9 protein-coding genes are annotated in these 15,424 nt (G+C 71.4%); 6 read left to right on the top strand and 3 right to left on the bottom strand.

What is annotated here, in order from left to right; translation table 11 throughout:
• Positions 1–243: 243 nt before the first annotated feature.
• The 5 genes from ACWZJV_RS11845 (at position 244) to nagB (ending at position 5,133) form a co-directional block, all read left to right on the top strand.
• Complete coding sequence (locus tag ACWZJV_RS11845; RefSeq protein ID WP_231380134.1) at positions 244–699, top strand: HNH endonuclease; 456 nt, start codon at positions 244–246, stop codon at positions 697–699.
• A gap of 88 nt (positions 700–787) precedes the next feature.
• Positions 788–1,906: an ROK family transcriptional regulator gene (locus ACWZJV_RS11840; RefSeq protein WP_008354598.1), complete on the top strand. Its 1,119-nt coding sequence runs from the start codon at positions 788–790 to the stop codon at positions 1,904–1,906.
• Complete coding sequence (locus tag ACWZJV_RS11835) at positions 1,906–3,375, top strand: glycoside hydrolase family 3 N-terminal domain-containing protein (protein ID WP_457181573.1); 1,470 nt, start codon at positions 1,906–1,908, stop codon at positions 3,373–3,375. The genes ACWZJV_RS11840 and ACWZJV_RS11835 overlap by 1 nt, the downstream gene beginning before the upstream one ends.
• Positions 3,372–4,334 carry an ROK family protein gene (locus ACWZJV_RS11830; RefSeq protein WP_457181572.1) on the top strand — a complete coding sequence of 321 codons (963 nt, stop codon included), beginning with the start codon at positions 3,372–3,374 and terminating at the stop codon, positions 4,332–4,334. The genes ACWZJV_RS11835 and ACWZJV_RS11830 overlap by 4 nt, the downstream gene beginning before the upstream one ends.
• Before the next feature lies 1 nt (position 4,335).
• Positions 4,336–5,133, top strand: a complete 798-nt coding sequence (nagB, locus tag ACWZJV_RS11825; RefSeq protein WP_457181571.1) for a glucosamine-6-phosphate deaminase — start codon at positions 4,336–4,338, stop codon at positions 5,131–5,133.
• Positions 5,134–5,157: 24 nt separating this feature from the next.
• Here the strand turns inward: nagB and ACWZJV_RS11820 are convergent, their stop codons facing one another.
• The 3 genes from ACWZJV_RS11820 to ACWZJV_RS11810 are packed head-to-tail and all read right to left on the bottom strand — an operon-like array spanning position 5,158 to position 8,898.
• Positions 5,158–6,726 (bottom strand): serine/threonine-protein kinase, encoded by a 1,569-nt coding sequence (locus ACWZJV_RS11820; RefSeq protein ID WP_196872555.1) that lies wholly within the window; start codon positions 6,724–6,726, stop codon positions 5,158–5,160.
• Positions 6,723–8,078, bottom strand: coding sequence for an FHA domain-containing protein (locus tag ACWZJV_RS11815; protein WP_457181570.1), 1,356 nt, complete (start codon positions 8,076–8,078; stop codon positions 6,723–6,725). Before ACWZJV_RS11815 ends, ACWZJV_RS11820 begins: the two co-directional genes overlap by 4 nt.
• Positions 8,071–8,898, bottom strand: coding sequence for a PP2C family protein-serine/threonine phosphatase (locus tag ACWZJV_RS11810; protein WP_457181569.1), 828 nt, complete (start codon positions 8,896–8,898; stop codon positions 8,071–8,073). Before ACWZJV_RS11810 ends, ACWZJV_RS11815 begins: the two co-directional genes overlap by 8 nt.
• A gap of 307 nt (positions 8,899–9,205) precedes the next feature.
• Between ACWZJV_RS11810 and ACWZJV_RS11805 the strand changes: the two genes are divergently transcribed.
• Positions 9,206–15,421, top strand: coding sequence for an Ig-like domain-containing protein (locus ACWZJV_RS11805; RefSeq protein ID WP_457181568.1), 6,216 nt, complete (start codon positions 9,206–9,208; stop codon positions 15,419–15,421).
• The last annotated feature ends 3 nt before the right edge of the window (positions 15,422–15,424 follow it).

Genomic DNA, 15,424 nt, shown 5'->3' with positions numbered 1-15,424 from the left:
ACGCATGAGCACGCAGCACTCGACCACCGCCCCGGCGGCCTGGTCGCTGACCGCTGCGCACGAGCGCGACCCTCATGCCCGCGGGAGCCGACAGTGACCTGGGTGCATAGCTGCACCGGATCACTCCGGGCCGCTCCTGCGAGACATCTCTGTCTCGTCGGGGCGGCCCTTTTTGTTTCGGCCCGGCGTTTCCACCCGATCTGCAAGCGATCTCTATCCGACTCTCCTGGGAGGTAACCGAGTATGACCACGACCATGGGCGCCGTGACCCTGTATAACGCCTCCTTCGAGCCGCTCGGGAGGGTCTCTTTCAAGCACGCCGTGCGGATGCTGTTCCGTGAGGTGGCGGTCGTTCACGAGCAACAGGGCGACAAGATGATCGGGCCGCATCCATGGCCCAAGGCGGTGCGGCTGGTCCGCTACATCGCCATGCACTGGATGTACCGCCCGGCCGGCTACTCCCGCGAGGGAGTGCTCAAGCGCGACCAGCATCGTTGCGCCTATTGTGGCGGCCATGCCCGCACCATCGACCACCTGCTGCCACAGTCACGCGGCGGGAGATGGACGTGGATGAACACCGTGGCGGCATGCGGCAGGTGCAACGGCCGCAAGGGCAATCGCACCCCCGAGGAGGCCCACATGGTTCTTCGGATCCAGCCGTACATCCCGACCCGTGCGCAGCTCGCGGCCATCGTCTGACGACGATGTGCCGTTTTCTGCCCGCGGGCTGGGCAATTTCGACGTGTCGACTTGACGCATCATTAATAAGTACGATGGACTAACAAACATGTCCAAGGCGAGACGGCGTACGTTGCGGCCGATCGGAAAATTGCTGCAGGAGGATGCGCGGCGCCATCACCGTTCTCTGGTGCTCCAGCACCTGTTCGCGGTGGGTCCCGCAAGCCGTGCCGACCTGGCTCGGGCCTCCGGCCTGACCCGCGCGACGGTCTCCGATCTGGTCGGCAGCCTGCTCGAGGACGGGCTGGTCGAGGAGCTCGGGGCGCCGGTCGAGAGCCGGGTCGGAAAGCCGCCGATGCTGGTCGGGCTCGCCGCCGACTCCACGCACATCGTGGCCGTCGACGTCTCCGGCGACGACCAGGTCGCCGGAGCCGTGCTCAACCTGACCGGCGACGTCATCCGCCACACCACCCGGTGTCGCGAGGGGCGCACCGGAAGCGACGCGGTCCGTCTGGTGAAGGAGCTGGTCACCGAGCTGATCGCGAGCACCGACCGGCCCATCCTGGGCATCGGGATCGGCAGCCCCGGTGTCGTCTCGGCCGACGGCACGGTCATCGCCGCACCCAACCTCGGCTGGACCGATGTCGCCCTGGCCGAGCAGGTGCGCCGCGAGACCGGCCGGCCGACGTACGTCGCCAACGACGCCAACACCGCAGTGCTGGGGGAGTACACCTTCGGGCAGTCCGGCGACGGCGGCCTGATGCTCGTCCGGGTCGGCACCGGTGTGGGTGCGGGGCTCGTGCTCGAGGGGGCGCTGCTCCACGGCTTCGTCGACGCGGCCGGTGAGGTCGGGCACGTGACCGTCGACCCCGACGGCCCGCTGTGCGCGTGCGGCCGCACCGGCTGCCTGGAGACCTTCCTGGCGGTGCCGCGCCTGCGGGAACGTCTGGAAACGGCCCACGACGATGCGCTCGTGGAAGCCGGAGAACACCTTGGAAAGGCATTGGCGCCTGTGGTCGGAACGCTCAACCTTCACGAGCTGGTCCTCTCCGGACCGGCCGATCTTCTCGACGGGACGCTGCGCGAGACCGCCGACCGGATCATCCGCGAGCGGACGATGCCGGTCAGCGGCGAGCCGCTGGAGTTCCGTACCTCGACGCTCGGCGAGGACGTCGTCATCGTGGGCGCCGCGGTGCTCGTCCTCGCCGGTGAGCTGGGGGTGTCGTGATGCTTGAGCTTCCCCTCGAGACGCTGGCGCTGCGCGTCCAGGTGCCGGCCTTCGCCGGGCCGACGCTGCCCGCCGACTACGCCGAGCTGCTCCGCGACGGACTGGGCGGGATCTGCCTGTTCGGCACCAACACCGCGGCCGGCGAGGAGTCCGTACGCAGCCTCGCGGCCGAGATCCGGTCCGCCTCCGCCGAGGGTGGCTGGACCCCGGTGATCACCATCGACGAGGAAGGCGGCGACGTCACCCGGCTGGAGGCGCTGACCGGGTCCTCGGTGCTCGGCGCCGCGGCCCTCGGCGCGGCCGACGACCTGGCGCTGACCGAGGAGACCGGCCGCGACATCGGGATGCGGCTGGCCAGGGCTGGCATCAACCTCGATCTCGCTCCCGTCGCCGACGTGAACTCCAACCCCGACAACCCGGTGATCGCGACCCGGTCGTTCTCCCGCGACGCCGGTGTCGCGGCCAAGCACGTGGCGGCGTGGGTGAAGGGCCTGGAGTCGACCGGGGTCGCCGCGTGCGTCAAGCACTTCCCCGGCCACGGCGACACGGGGCAGGACAGCCACGTCGACCTTCCCGTCCTCGACGCCACGATGGAGACCCTGCGTGAGCGTGAGCTGGTCCCGTTCCTAGCGGCCGCCGAGGCCGGAGCGGCCTCGGTGATGACCTCCCACATCATGGTTCCGGCGCTGGACCCGGAGCTTCCCGGCACGCTCTCGGCGCCGGTGCTGGGGCTGCTGCGCGAGCTCGGCTACGAGGGGCTGATCGTCTCCGACGCCCTCGACATGGCCGGTGCCTCGGAGCCCCGCGGGATCCCAGCGGCGGCCGTGCTCTCGCTCGAGGCCGGCGCCGACCTGCTCCTCCTCGGCCCCGAGAAGCCCACCTCGCTCGTGCACGAGACGACCGCCGCGATCGTGGCCGCGGTCGAGTCCGGCGACCTCCCGCTGGCGCGGCTCCAGGACGCGGTCGCGCGCATCGACCGGCTGCTCACCGGCCTCGCTTCGGCGCAGCCGCGGCCCGACGGCGCGCTCGACCCGCGGTTCGAGGAGCGCTCGGTCGAGGGTGCCCGGCGGGCGCTCGCCGCGGCCAGCGACCTCACCGCTCTCCCGGACCTGACCGGAGCCCGGGTGGTGACGGTCGACACCGAGGCCAACATCGCCGTGGGCGACGTGCCGTGGGGACTGCCCCCGGACGTCATCATCCGGCCCGGTGACCCGCTCCCGGATCTCCCCGACGCACCCCTCATCGTGCAGGTACGTGACGCCCACCGGCGTCCCGAGGTCGGCCGGACCGTCGCCGAGCTCCGGGGTGCGGCGGTGCTGGTGGAGTGGGGGTGGCCCGGGGCGTACGACGATCCGGGGGTGCCACGACTGTGCCCGCAGGGCTACTCGTTGCCCGGTGTGGCGGCCGTGACCGAGGTGCTTCGACGAGCGGGCTGGAACCCGACGACCGGCTCAGGACACCGCCGGTGAACGGCGCACGGGTCGGCCTCGACATCGGAGGCACCAAGATCCACGGCATCGCGATCGGTCCGGACGGGGCGGTGCTGGCCGAGGACCGCGCCGCCACCACGCTCGGCGCCGAGGGCGTCGTGAAGAGCGCGGCCTCGGTGGTCGCGAGCCTGCGTGAAGCGCTCGAAGGCGGCGAGATCAGCTCGATCGGGGTCGGCATCCCGGGCATCGTCGACACCCGCGCAGGCACCGTGAAGCATGCGGTCAACCTGGGTCTGGACGGCGACGCCTTCCCGCTCGCGGCGCTCCTCGGCGAGCGGACGGGAGCGATCGTCACGCTCGAGAACGACACCAACGCGGCCACCCTCGGCGCGCACGCCGTCGAGGACGTCGACGACCTGGTCTACCTCTCGCTCGGCACCGGCCTGGCGGCCGGTCTCTACCTCAGCGGCGCGCTCCGCCGCGGCTTCCACGGCGCCGCCGGCGAGGTCGGACACCTTCCGGTCGACCCGGAGGGCCCGGTGTGCGGGTGCGGGCAGCGTGGCTGCCTCGAGCTGGTCGCCTCGGGTGCCGCGCTCGCGGCCGCCTGGCCGACGGCCTCCGGGCACCCCGCCGCGGCGCTCTTCGCCGCAGCGGCCGCGGGTGACCCGGCAGCCGTCGAGGTCCGGGACCGGTTCGCCAACGGCGTCGCCGCCGCCGTACGCGCCCTCGCCCTCGCCGTCGACCCCGAACGCGTCGTCATCGGCGGAGGCGTCGCGTCCGTCGGCGAGCCGCTGCGTGAGGCGGTCGCGGTCGCGCTCACCAGGCAGGCCGAGAGCTCACCGTTCCTCGCCTCCCTCGAGCTCGCCTCGCGCCTGCGGGTGGTCTCGGCCGCCCCCGTCGCCGCCATCGGCGCCGCTCTGATCACCCCGATCACCCCGGCGATCACGTCGACGATCACCCCGGCGATCACACCGACGATCACCCCGACGAAGGACTGACATGGAAGTAGTTGTCCTCGACTCCGCCGCCGAGGTGGCCTCCCTCGCCGCGGACACCATCGAAGACGTCGTACGCCGCCGGGCGGCCGCCGGCACTCCCGCAGTGCTCGGCCTGGCCACCGGCTCGACACCGCTGGCGACGTACGAGGAGCTCATCCGGCGTGCCCGGTCAGGGAAGGGGCCGTCCTACGAGGGCGTGCAGACGTTCAACCTGGACGAGTACGTCGGCCTGCCCGACGGCCACGAGCAGTCCTATCTGGCGACCATCCGGCGAGAGTTCACCGACGCGATCGGCATCCCGCCCGAGCGGGTCCACGGCCCCGACCCGGCCGAGGAGACGCTGCCGACGGCGGGGGAGCGCTACGAGGCGGCGATCGTGGCGGCCGGCGGGATCGAGGTGCAGATCCTCGGCATCGGCTCCGACGGCCATCTGGCCTTCAACGAGCCCGGCTCGTCGCTGGCCTCGCTGACCCGGATCAAGACGCTCACGGCCCGGACGCGGAAGGACAACGCGCGCTTCTTCGGCTCGCCCGACGCGGTGCCGCACCACGTGCTCACCCAGGGGCTCGGCACCATCACCCGAGCCGGCCACCTGCTGCTCCTGGCCACCGGTGAGGGCAAGGCCGAGGCGGTCGCCGCCGCGGTCGAGGGCCCGGTCTCGGCCACCTGCCCGGCCTCGGTCCTCCAGCTCCACGGCCACGTCTCCGTCCTCCTGGACGAGGCCGCCGCCTCCCGCCTCGTACGCCGCGACTACTACCGCGAGGTCTACGCCGGGAAGCCGGACTGGCAGGGGCTCTGAAGCCGGCTCAGGGCGGTGCGTCGGCTACTTGCTGACGCACGCCTGGGCGGCGCCCTGGGAGACGTTGCCGTTCTCGCCGAGGGAGCGGACCTGGATGCAGACCTTGGTGGCCCCGTCGAGGCGTACGACCGCCTTGGGGCGGCTCACGCTGCCACTCGTGGAGTTGTCGCCGACCCACTTGTAGCCGGTCGCCCCGGGGACACCGGACCAGGTGAAGACGGCACGGTTGCCCTCAAGGGTGCCCTTGACCTTGCCGGGGGCGGCGGGGCCGGTGACACCGGGAAGGTCGGTCTCGACGGGCGGGGGCGGGACCTCGTCGGGCTTCTCGTCCTCGCCGCCGCGGGAGAGCATGATGCCGATGACGGCGGCGATGAGGAAGAGGACGACGACGCCGATGATCGCGGGGGTCTTGCTACGGGTCTCGGTCGGGCGTGCGCCGGTGAGGACGGAGGGCCCCTCCTCCGCACGTGGATAGCTGAACCGGGTGCGTTCGGCGGAGGCCGAGCCCGGATCCGCCACCGGTGCCGACGCCAGGGACGCCGGGGGCTGGGTGATCGGTGCCTGCGCGATGACCTGGGAGGGCGGCTTGAGCTCGGTGGCCTTCTCCAGCTCCGGGTCGGCAGGCGGGGACGGCAGATGGGCTCGGCCGGAGCCTGTGGTCGGTCCCTCGCCGCGTGAGGCCGGCACCATCGGGACGACCGGGATCGACCCGGTGCCGCCGGCGTCGCGGTCGAGGACCTGCACCTCGGTGCGGCCCAGCCGGAGCTCCTGCTCGATGCGCTGGAAGTGGCGGGCCAGGTCGAGGGCGGTCCGCGGCCGGTAGGCCGGGTCCTTCGCCATCGCCTGCTGCAGCACCCGGTCCAGCGACGGAGGTACGTCGGGCCGGCCCGTGGCCGGGGGAGGTGTGTGCAGGATCCGGGAGAAGACCGCGCGGTCGGAGTTGTTGCCCCGCTCCGCGAACGGCGAGCGCCCGACGAGCAGGTGCCAGACGGTCGCGGCCAGCGAGTAGACGTCGGAGGCGACCGAGCCGTTGGACGCCGAGGTGAGCACCTCGGGCGGTGACCACGGCAGCGAGACGCCGATGTCGCCCTCGTCGTCGCGCGGACGCCCGGCGATGCCGAAGTCGGCCAGGCCCGGAACGTCGTAGCGGGAGAGCAGGATGTTGGACGGCTTGATGTCGCGGTGGATGATCCCGGCGCGGTGGGCGGTCTCGACGGCCGACGCCATCTGGATCCCGAAGCGCAGCGCGTCCTGCACCTTCATCGGGTTGTTGCGTACGCGGGCACCGAGGTCGGCGTTGGGGTAGTAGCCCATCACCAGGTAGGGGCGGCCGTCCGGCGTCTCGCCGGCGCTGTGCACCGGCACGATGAACGGATGCTCCGCCAGCTCGGCCATGACCGCCGCCTCCGCGGCGAACTGCGCCCGCTGCGCCTCGGCGAGGTCGGAGGAGCGCATCAGCTTCACCGCGACCCGGACCTTCGGGTGGTGGCGCTCGTAGAGATAGACGTCGGCGAAGCCGCCCGAGCCGAGCCGGCCCAGGCAGGTCATCCCCGGGAGCTCGGGGCCGAGCTCGGGGTGTGGTGTCTGCGTCACCCGAGAACCTCATAGGTCAGGTTGATCGAACCGGCGAGGCTGACCACGGCGCCGGGCTCCAGCGCGTACTCCTCCATCGGCCGCATCTGCTGAGGACGCCCGCCGGGCAGGGTCAGGTAGGACCCGTTGGCGGAGCCGAGGTCGCGTACGAGGACCTGCCACTCCTCCAGCCGCACCTCCGTGTGCAGCCGGCTGATGTCGGGCAGCATCACCTTCACCAGATGCGGAGGTACGCCACCAGCCCCCGTGTTGCCGCCGGCATCCGCGCGCGGCGACCGCCCGAAGACCGCGCCCCGGTCCAGGACGACGACCCGGCCGTCGCCCAGCTTGAGCTGGCCCAGCGCGGGGCGCGGGACCGAGACCGGCTGCTGGTGCGGAGGCAGCGTCATCCGGCAGATCCGGCAGGTCGGGGAGTAGGGCGGTGACGCGTGGCCCTGCGGGCAGTAGACCGCCCACACCGTCGGTCCACCCGCGGGCGGCACCGGCGTCGGCGTCGCGACGTCGCGGACCCGGGTGGCCATGTCGGCGGGCGGGACCGGGGCAGGAGCGGGTGCCGGCGCAGGCATCGGCGGCGGAGGCGCCACAGGCGGCCTCGAGGGGGGCATCGCGGGCGGCGGCGACGCCTGCCGGTCCGGCGGACCCCACGCGTTCGGGTCGGGCTTCTTGGCACCCTTCTTGCGCCACGGAAGCCCGTCGATGATGCCCTTCTTCGACTCGGGCGCAGGCTGGGAGGGTGCCACGGGCGGCGGTGGGACCGGGGCCGGGGAAGGACTCTGGAACGACGGGACGCCCGGCATCGCCGACGGGGGCGCCGCGGGCGGCGGAGCGGCAGCCAGGTCCGAGCGCCGGATGGTGTGGTCCAGCGGCGGCGCCATGCTCGAGTCGACCTGCTGCTGCACCTGGACGTAGTAGTCGGGGTCGAAGACGACGTCGAGCGAGCGGGCGTGCGCGGTGTCGACCAGCGGCTGGTCCTCCTCCATCCCGCCCCAGGCGCCGTTGGCGAGCTCGGCCCGCTCCGGAACGGCGGCGAAGTGGCCGTCGGCCCACTTGCCGACGACGTCGATGCCGTCGATGAAGACCGGCACCTCGTTGACGACGGCGGTCACCTTGGCTGGCGAGCGCACGGCGTAGCGCACCCGCGGACCCTCGCGTCCGACCAGGGCGAAGCCGGGGGCTCGCGGCCCGTCGGCGGAGAGCAGTCCGGCGATCGCGTCGACCGGGTGGGGGTCGGTCAGTGCGGCCTGCACGCCGGCGACCCGTGGGTCCCCCGGCCCGAGCTGGACCAGCGCCCAGCACCGGTCGCCCCTCAACGCCAGCCAGTGCCCAGCACAGTAGGTGGCGGTGTCACTCATGATGCGCCGAGACGTCCGCTTCAGATCGGGTGGAGGCCGACGTCGACACGTCGGTGTCCGCAGGGGCGGCGAAGAGCGAGGGCGGGGGTGTCACGAGTACCACGGTGACATTGTCGCGCCCACCCGAAGCGACCGCAGCGTCCACCAGCCTTTGAGCCAGGTTGTCGATGCTTCCGCCCACTCCGAGGGTCCGCGACACGATCTCGTGGATCTCGTGGTCCTCGAGCTCGCCGGTGAGGCCGTCGGAGCAGAGCAGGAACATGTCGTCGGGTGCGACGGCCATCAGCCAGGTGTCCGGCTCGGGCCCCGGGCGGGTGCCGAGCGATCGGGTGATGACGTTGCGCAGCGGGTGGACGCGGGCCTCGGCGGCGGTGATCATGCCGGCCTCGACCATGACCGCGACCTCCGAGTGGTCGATGGTGACCTGGCTGACGCCCGCGGGCGAGAGTCGGTAGACACGAGAGTCGCCGACGTTGAAGACCAGCCAGTGGGGCGCGCCCTCGGACTCGACCAGCGCGACCCCGGTCAGGGTCGTGCCCATGCCCTGCTTGTCGGAGTTGCGTGCCGCCTCCGAGGTGATCGCGGAGTTGGCGGCGTGCACGGCGTCGACGATGTCCTCGGGAACCGGGCAGATGGTCGCGAAGCGGCTCTGGAACGTCTCCACCGCAAGCGCGCTGGCGACGTCGCCACTGGCATGACCGCCCATCCCGTCGGCGACGACAGCCACCGCGGGCAGCATGACGAACGAGTCCTCGTTCACTTCGCGGACCCGGCCGACATCAGTCGCCCCCGCGGCACGCAGGGCTGGGTATGCGGTCATGCGGTTTCCTTTTATCGGACATCCCGGTCAGGATGGGAAATAGTGACGCTGGAAGCGGACACTTTAGAACATCACGTACGGTATCCGTGAGCGTGTTCACTGAGCCGTGTGCCACGTTTGGCTCATTCGTGTGGCTTCAATCCCGACGCCCGCTTAGAGTAAGCCCGGCCCATGTGTCGGCTGGCCATTTGCACGGAAGGACTTGGGGAGAGTCTTGGTGGCACGTTTCGGGATGGCGCCCGGTTGGATGCGACGTCATCGGACCTCCATCGCGTCCTGGGCCGCTCTTGCCGTGGTTGCGGGCGGTTTGACCGTCTACGCGATCCAGTCGACGGGTTACCCCGTGCACAAGGCCGATCTCGACGACGGCGGCATCTGGGTGACCAACCAGTCCTGGGGCACCCTGGGCCGGCAGAACCGTCCCGTCGCCCAGCTCGACGGCGTCGTCTGGGCCGGCAACGAGGCCGGGTCCAGGTCCGAGCGCGCCGGTCTCGACGTCGTGCAGAACGGCATCGCGGTGGCCTCCGTCGACCGCGACGCCCGCACGATCACGCCGGTCAACACCAAGCTCGCCGAGGGTCTCGACGACGACGCGGTGACCGTGAAGGACAGCCGCGTGGTGATGGGCGGAAACACCATCGGCGTCGCCGAGCAGAAGACCGGCAAGGTCTGGTTGACCTCGGTCGACCCGACCACCGGCGTCGGCGACCTCTCCGACCTCTCCGCCTCCACGAAGCCCACCGAGACGGTCGGCGCGGACACGGTCCTCACCGTCGGCACCGACGGGACCGCGTACGCCGTCTCCGCCGGCAAGCGCACGCTGACCGCCTTCGCGCCCGACGGCGACCGGTTCGCGGACCCCGAGGAGACCAAGCTCCCGAAGGCTCCCGAGTACGCGGAGACCCCGACCTCGGCGACCGTCGTCGGCGACCAGGTGATCACCCTCGACGGCGTCGGCTGGCTGCTCGGTGCCTCCAAGGGCTCCGACGTGGCGGCGGACTTCGGCGACACCGCGGAGAGCGCGGTGCTCCAGCAGCCCTCCGTCAAGGCCAAAGAGGTCCTCGTCGGCGACGGGGAGGGTCTCAAGGCCGTCAACCTGCGCAACGGCGAGATCCGCCGTATCGCCGAGTCGGCCGGCGACCCCGCGGCCCCGGTGCGGCTGCGCGACTGCGTCTTCGGTGCCTGGGCCAACGGCTCGACCGGCTCGGTGGTGACCCAGTGCGGCGAAGGCGAGCCGATCCTCGGTGAGATCCCGACGCTCGGCCCGGCCGCCGAGCTGGAGTTCCGGGTCAACCGCGGCCAGCTGGTGCTCAACGACCTGCGCAACGGCGATGTCTGGGAGATCGACGGCGCCGACATCAAGAAGATCTCCAACTGGGAGGCGTTCCAGCCGCAGACCCAGAAGCAGAACCAGAAGAAGGACAAGCAACAGCAGCAGACCAAGGCCGCCCAGGCCCCGAAGGCCAAGGACGACCAGCTCGGCGCCCGGGCCGGACGCACCACGGTGCTGCACGTCCTCGACAACGACTCCTCGGCCAAGGACTCGATCCTGAGCGTGGTCTCGGTCGGCGAGGCCTCCGTCAAAGGCGTCGAGGCCACGATCGCCCCCGACCGGCAGTCGATCCTGGTCACCACCCCGGAGTCGGCCGAGGGGAAGAAGACCAGCTTCAAATACACCGTCGACGACGGGGTCAAGGGCAAGGCCGGCCAGGACGACGCCAGCGTCGAGCTCTCCATCGAGGGCTCCGGCGGCACCGGCAAGCCGACCCTGCGCGAGCACTACACGCCGACCGACTACACCGTCGCCGCCGGCGGCACCGTGGAGATCCCGGTGGTCGGCGACTGGCGCGACGAGCGCTACGGCGACCCGATCACCGCACAGTCCCCGACCGCGTCCAAGGGCAAGGCGAGCGTGACCCCGGACGGCCTGCTGCGCTACACCGCGGCCACGGACGCCAGCGGCAACGAGAGCCTCGGCTATCAGGTCAGCACCGGCGGCAAGCCGTCCAAGGACAAGGTACGCATCAACATCGTCGCCGGGGCCACCACCGCCTCCCCGGAGCCGAAGGACGACGTCGCCGAGGGCACCCAGGGCTCCTGGGTGACGATCCGCCCGCTCGACAACGACATCCCCGGTGCCGACCCGTCCAACCTCGACGCGACGCTCACCCTCGCCGGTGACGTCCCGCCGAAGGGCGGCCTCGAGGTGAGCACCGACCGGGAGACCGGTGTGGTGCGGGCCCGCGGCAGCTCGCCGGGCACCTACCAGCTCAGCTACAACGCCGGGTTCGGGGCGGCGAAGCCCGCCTCGGCGAAGATCCGCGTCGACGTCAAGCCTGCCGCTCAGGCGGCCGACGAGCCGATCGCGACACCCGACACGACCGCCGTGCTCGGCACCTCGACCCGCACGCTCGACGTCCTCGCCAACGACTACGACTCCCGGGGCCGGCTCCTCGCCGTGACCCACGCCGAGCCGGTCGGCGACAGCGACCTGACGGTCGCGGTGCTCGACGGCCGCTGGCTGCGTATCCAGGCGTCCAAGCCCGACATCGACCCGTCCACCCAGGCGATCCGCTACACGATCAGCAACGGCGCGGCCGAGGCCGAGGGGTCGGTCACGGTGAGCCAGCGACCGGCGCTGCGCGGCGCCGCGAACGCCCCCGAGGCGGTCGACGACGAGGCCACGGTGAGGGCCGCCGACTCCGTCTCCATCCCGGTCCTCGACAACGACTCGACGCCCTCGGGCGACCCGGTCGGCCTGGTGGTCGACCAGACCATCGAGACCAAGGGCCAGCTGCAGGTGCTGGGACAGCCGACGGTCGGCGAGGCCTACATCGACGGCAACCGGGTCCGCTACGTCGCCCCCGACGACGTGAAGGGGCCGGTCGACGTCGACGTCCGCTACGTCGTGCAGAACACCGGCGACCCCTCCGCGGAGCACTCCTCGGGCAACATCCGCATCCACATCAAGCCGCTGCCGAAGAAGAAGGCCGACAACTCCGCGCCCGCGCCGAAAGCGCTGGAGTCGCGGGTGGTCCAGGGTGACGAGGTCACCCTGCGGCTGCCGACGGTCGGCACCGACCCCGACGGCGACTCGGTCTCGGTGACCAGGATCAACAGCGCGCCGTCCTTCGGCCGGGTCCTGGCCCACGGCGCCAACACGATCACCTACCAGGCCTTCCCCAACGCGGCCGGCACCGACGAGTTCACGTACGAGGTCAGCGACCCGTTCGGCGCCGTCGCGACCGGCACGGTGCGGGTCGCCGTGGTCGCGCCTGGGGCGCCGCAGCGGCCGGTCGCCGTCGACGACCTGGTCACGCTCGACCCCGCCAAGAAGCTGACCTACGACGTGCTCTCCAACGACCTGCGTACGCCGGGGACGGAGCTGCACCTCGCCTCGACCGACGCGGCGGAGGGCTCTAACGTCAAGCAGCGCTCCGACGGGATCGTCACGGTCCAGGGTGGCGCCGAGGAGCCGTTCCAGCACATCCCCTACCGCGCCACCACCGGCCTCCACGAGGACACCGGCGAGCTCGCGATCCGCTACCAGGAGGGCTACGACAACCCGCCGATGGCGGGGATCGTGGTCGCCCACCCGGAGGGCGACTCGGCGACCACGACCGTCGACGTGATGACCAAGGTGACCGACATCGACGACGCGCTCGAGGACCTCACCGTCGACGCGGTCAAGGGTCCCTCGGTCGGCGAGGACGAGGCGAAGCCGAAGATCGACGACGGCAAGGTGACCCTGCCGGTCGGTGACACCACCCGGGTGTGGACCTACCGGGTCACCGACCCCGACGGCGCCCAGGCGGTCGGCTCGATCTACGTCCCCGCCCGCCCCAAGGACGCCCCTTACCTGAAGCCGGGCTCCGAGCTCCAGCTGAACCCGGGCGAGACGAAGAACGTCGACATCACCGACTACGTCGAGGACCCCGAGGGCGACCCGGTCGTGCTGACCACGACCGACAAGATCGTGGCCGCGCCCGAGGGCATGCTCAACACCGGTGACACCACCGCGACGACCGTGAAGGTCACCGCCGGCGAGACCAAGGGCCCCGCGACGCTGACCTTCGAGGTCGCCGACCGCGAGAAGATCACCTCCGCGGACGCCCATCTCTCGGTGATCTCCCTGCCGGTCCAGATCGGCAAGGAGGAGCCGGAGATCAACTGTCCGAGCACCCCCGTCGAGGTCCCGGAGAGCGGCAACGGCGCGCTGGTCGACATCGCCGCCATCTGCCACGTCTGGACCGCCGACCCGGGCGACGCCGACGACCTCGACTTCACCGCCGAGGTCGGCGACGGGCTCGACGGCGTCGAGGTCAAGCCGGAGGACGGCGGCCTGCGGCTCACCGCCGAGCACGCCGACGCCGGTGCCCAGGGTGCCCTGGAGATCAGGGTCGAGGGTACCGACGCGACCGGCCAGCTCCTGGTGACCGTCATCGCGCTGCCCGCGCCGTCGCTCTCGCCGATCAAGCCGCTGCAGACCGAGGCCGGGAAGACGGTCGCGATCGACATGGCCAGCTATCTGCAGACGCCGGTGCCGTCGGAGTCGCAGGAGATCGTGGTCACCAAGCTCGACCCGGTCGACGGAGACTCGCCCGACATGGGCAAGGCCAGCGGCTCGAAGATCACCTTCAACACCCCCGAGGAGGGGCACGGCCACTATCGCTACGCGATCGAGGTCAGCGACTCCGGCAAGGACTCCAAGCGGGTGAAGGCCACCGGCGTCATCGAGGTGGACGTCATCGACGTCCCCGGTGCGCCGACGGGGCTGCGTACGACCTCCGACTTCCTCTCGAACGTGGTCGCGCTGTCGTGGAACGCACCCAAGGACAACGGCGACGACCCGATCCAGCGCTACGAGGTGGAGGCCAACGGCGACCACGTCCAGGACTGCCCGTCGACCTCGTGCCGGATCACCGGGCTGAAGAACGGCGTCGTCTACGACTTCCGCGTCCGCGCGGTGAACTCCGTCGGCCCGAGCCGTGAGTGGAGCAACTCGGCCGAGGGTGAGCCCGACGCCTACACCGGTCCGGTGCAGAACCTCCGCGTCACCCGGCAGCGCGACCACAAGGTCGAGCTGAGCTGGGAGAAGCCGGCCCCGTGCGACTGCTCCGACGTGCAGAAATACCGGATCAGCTGGCCCGGCGGCGGCATCAAGGACATCTCCGCAGGTCAGACCACCTATCCGGCGGCGGTCAGCTCCAACGGTGACCCCGTGCAGTTCACGGTCGTGCCGCTCAACGACAAGGGCGTCAAGACCAACAAGGGTCCGACCGCGACGGTCGAGGGGATGGGTGCCGGCAAGCCGGACACCCCGGCGACCCCGACCTTCGACTGGGCCAACACGGCCAACAACTCCGGCAAGGCGGTGACGGTCTCGTGGAGCCCGGTCGCGGCCAACGGCCCCGCCCCGGTCACCTACGAGGTACGCCGCACCGGCGGCACCGGCGAGAAGATCGTCTGCTCCTGGGTGACGGAGACCAGCTGTCGCGACGACGTCGCCAACGACGGCACGATCTACACCTACGCCGTCAGGGCACGCAACGCGGAGGCGACCTCGCCGCGCGAGACCACCTCGGGCGGTTCACCGGAGGCGCACGTCTCCAGCTACTCCGCCGGCGGCAAGGTCGAGGCGGCGGCGACCCCCGACGCGGTCTCCTTCGCGAGCGCCACCCCGACCGGGGCCAACGGCACCGCCGAGATCGTCTTCACGCCGCGGGCCTCGCACGGCAAGACCAACCGGGTCGAGTGCGTGCGCAACGGCTCCTCCTGCGGCAGCTGGACCTACCCGTCCGAGGGCGCGGGTCAGCAGACCAAGACGATCACCGGCTTCACCAACGGCAACTCGACCCAGGTGCAGCTGCGGGCCTGCAACGACTCCTCCGGCGGCACCGGCGCTGGCGACTCCTGCGGTCCCGCGACGTCGAAGAACGTGACCACCTACGGTCCGCTGGGCACGCCGTCGATCTCGGCGAGCGTCGACGGCAACAAGGTCAACTGGCGGGTCAGCTACGACCCCAACGGCAAGGCCGCGACCGTCACGGTCAAGCGTGGCGGCACCCAGGTGGAGCAGTTCACCACCGGCACCGGGGCGGGCAGCCGGTCGGGCACGGACACCGCACCCGAGTGGAACACGTCCTACACCTACACCGTGACCATCAGCGACTCGCCCCGAGCGAGCAAGTCCGACTCCGTCACGGTGCGGACCGACCCGCCGCCGGACCCGATCCTCGAGGTGAACAAGGCCGGCGAGTGCTCCGGCGCCGCCTGCCCCGAGCCGGACGTGGCCTGTGGTGGCACGTGCTGGTACGTCGGCTCGACCATCACCGACCTCGCCTTCCCGGGCAAGACCTGGGAGTGCAGCACCAACGCCACCACCTCGCGGTGGAACGTCACCATCGGGAGCAACGGCAAGGGCTCTGGCAGCGGCCGCGGCTGGGTCGGCGCCAACACCCCGTTCCGGGTGACCTGCACGACCAACGGGCGACCCACTCTTTCGAAGAACGTTACGTGGTAGGAG

The organism is Nocardioides sp. WG-D5 (assembly GCF_054031175.1).
The sequence above is the reverse complement of the archived record's forward strand: the minus strand, read 5'-3'. Positions and strand labels throughout refer to the sequence as shown.

What these genes read in the sequence shown, in the direction of transcription:
- ACWZJV_RS11845 (WP_231380134.1), top strand. Translation starts at nt 244, where the DNA reads ATGACCACGACCATGGGCGCCGTGACCCTGTATAACGCCTCCTTCGAG.
- ACWZJV_RS11840 (WP_008354598.1), top strand. Translation starts at nt 788, where the DNA reads ATGTCCAAGGCGAGACGGCGTACGTTGCGGCCGATCGGAAAATTGCTG.
- ACWZJV_RS11835 (WP_457181573.1), top strand. Translation starts at nt 1,906, where the DNA reads ATGCTTGAGCTTCCCCTCGAGACGCTGGCGCTGCGCGTCCAGGTGCCG.
- nagB (WP_457181571.1), top strand. Translation starts at nt 4,336, where the DNA reads ATGGAAGTAGTTGTCCTCGACTCCGCCGCCGAGGTGGCCTCCCTCGCC.
- ACWZJV_RS11815 (WP_457181570.1), bottom strand. Translation starts at nt 8,078, where the DNA reads ATGAGTGACACCGCCACCTACTGTGCTGGGCACTGGCTGGCGTTGAGG.
- ACWZJV_RS11810 (WP_457181569.1), bottom strand. Translation starts at nt 8,898, where the DNA reads ATGACCGCATACCCAGCCCTGCGTGCCGCGGGGGCGACTGATGTCGGC.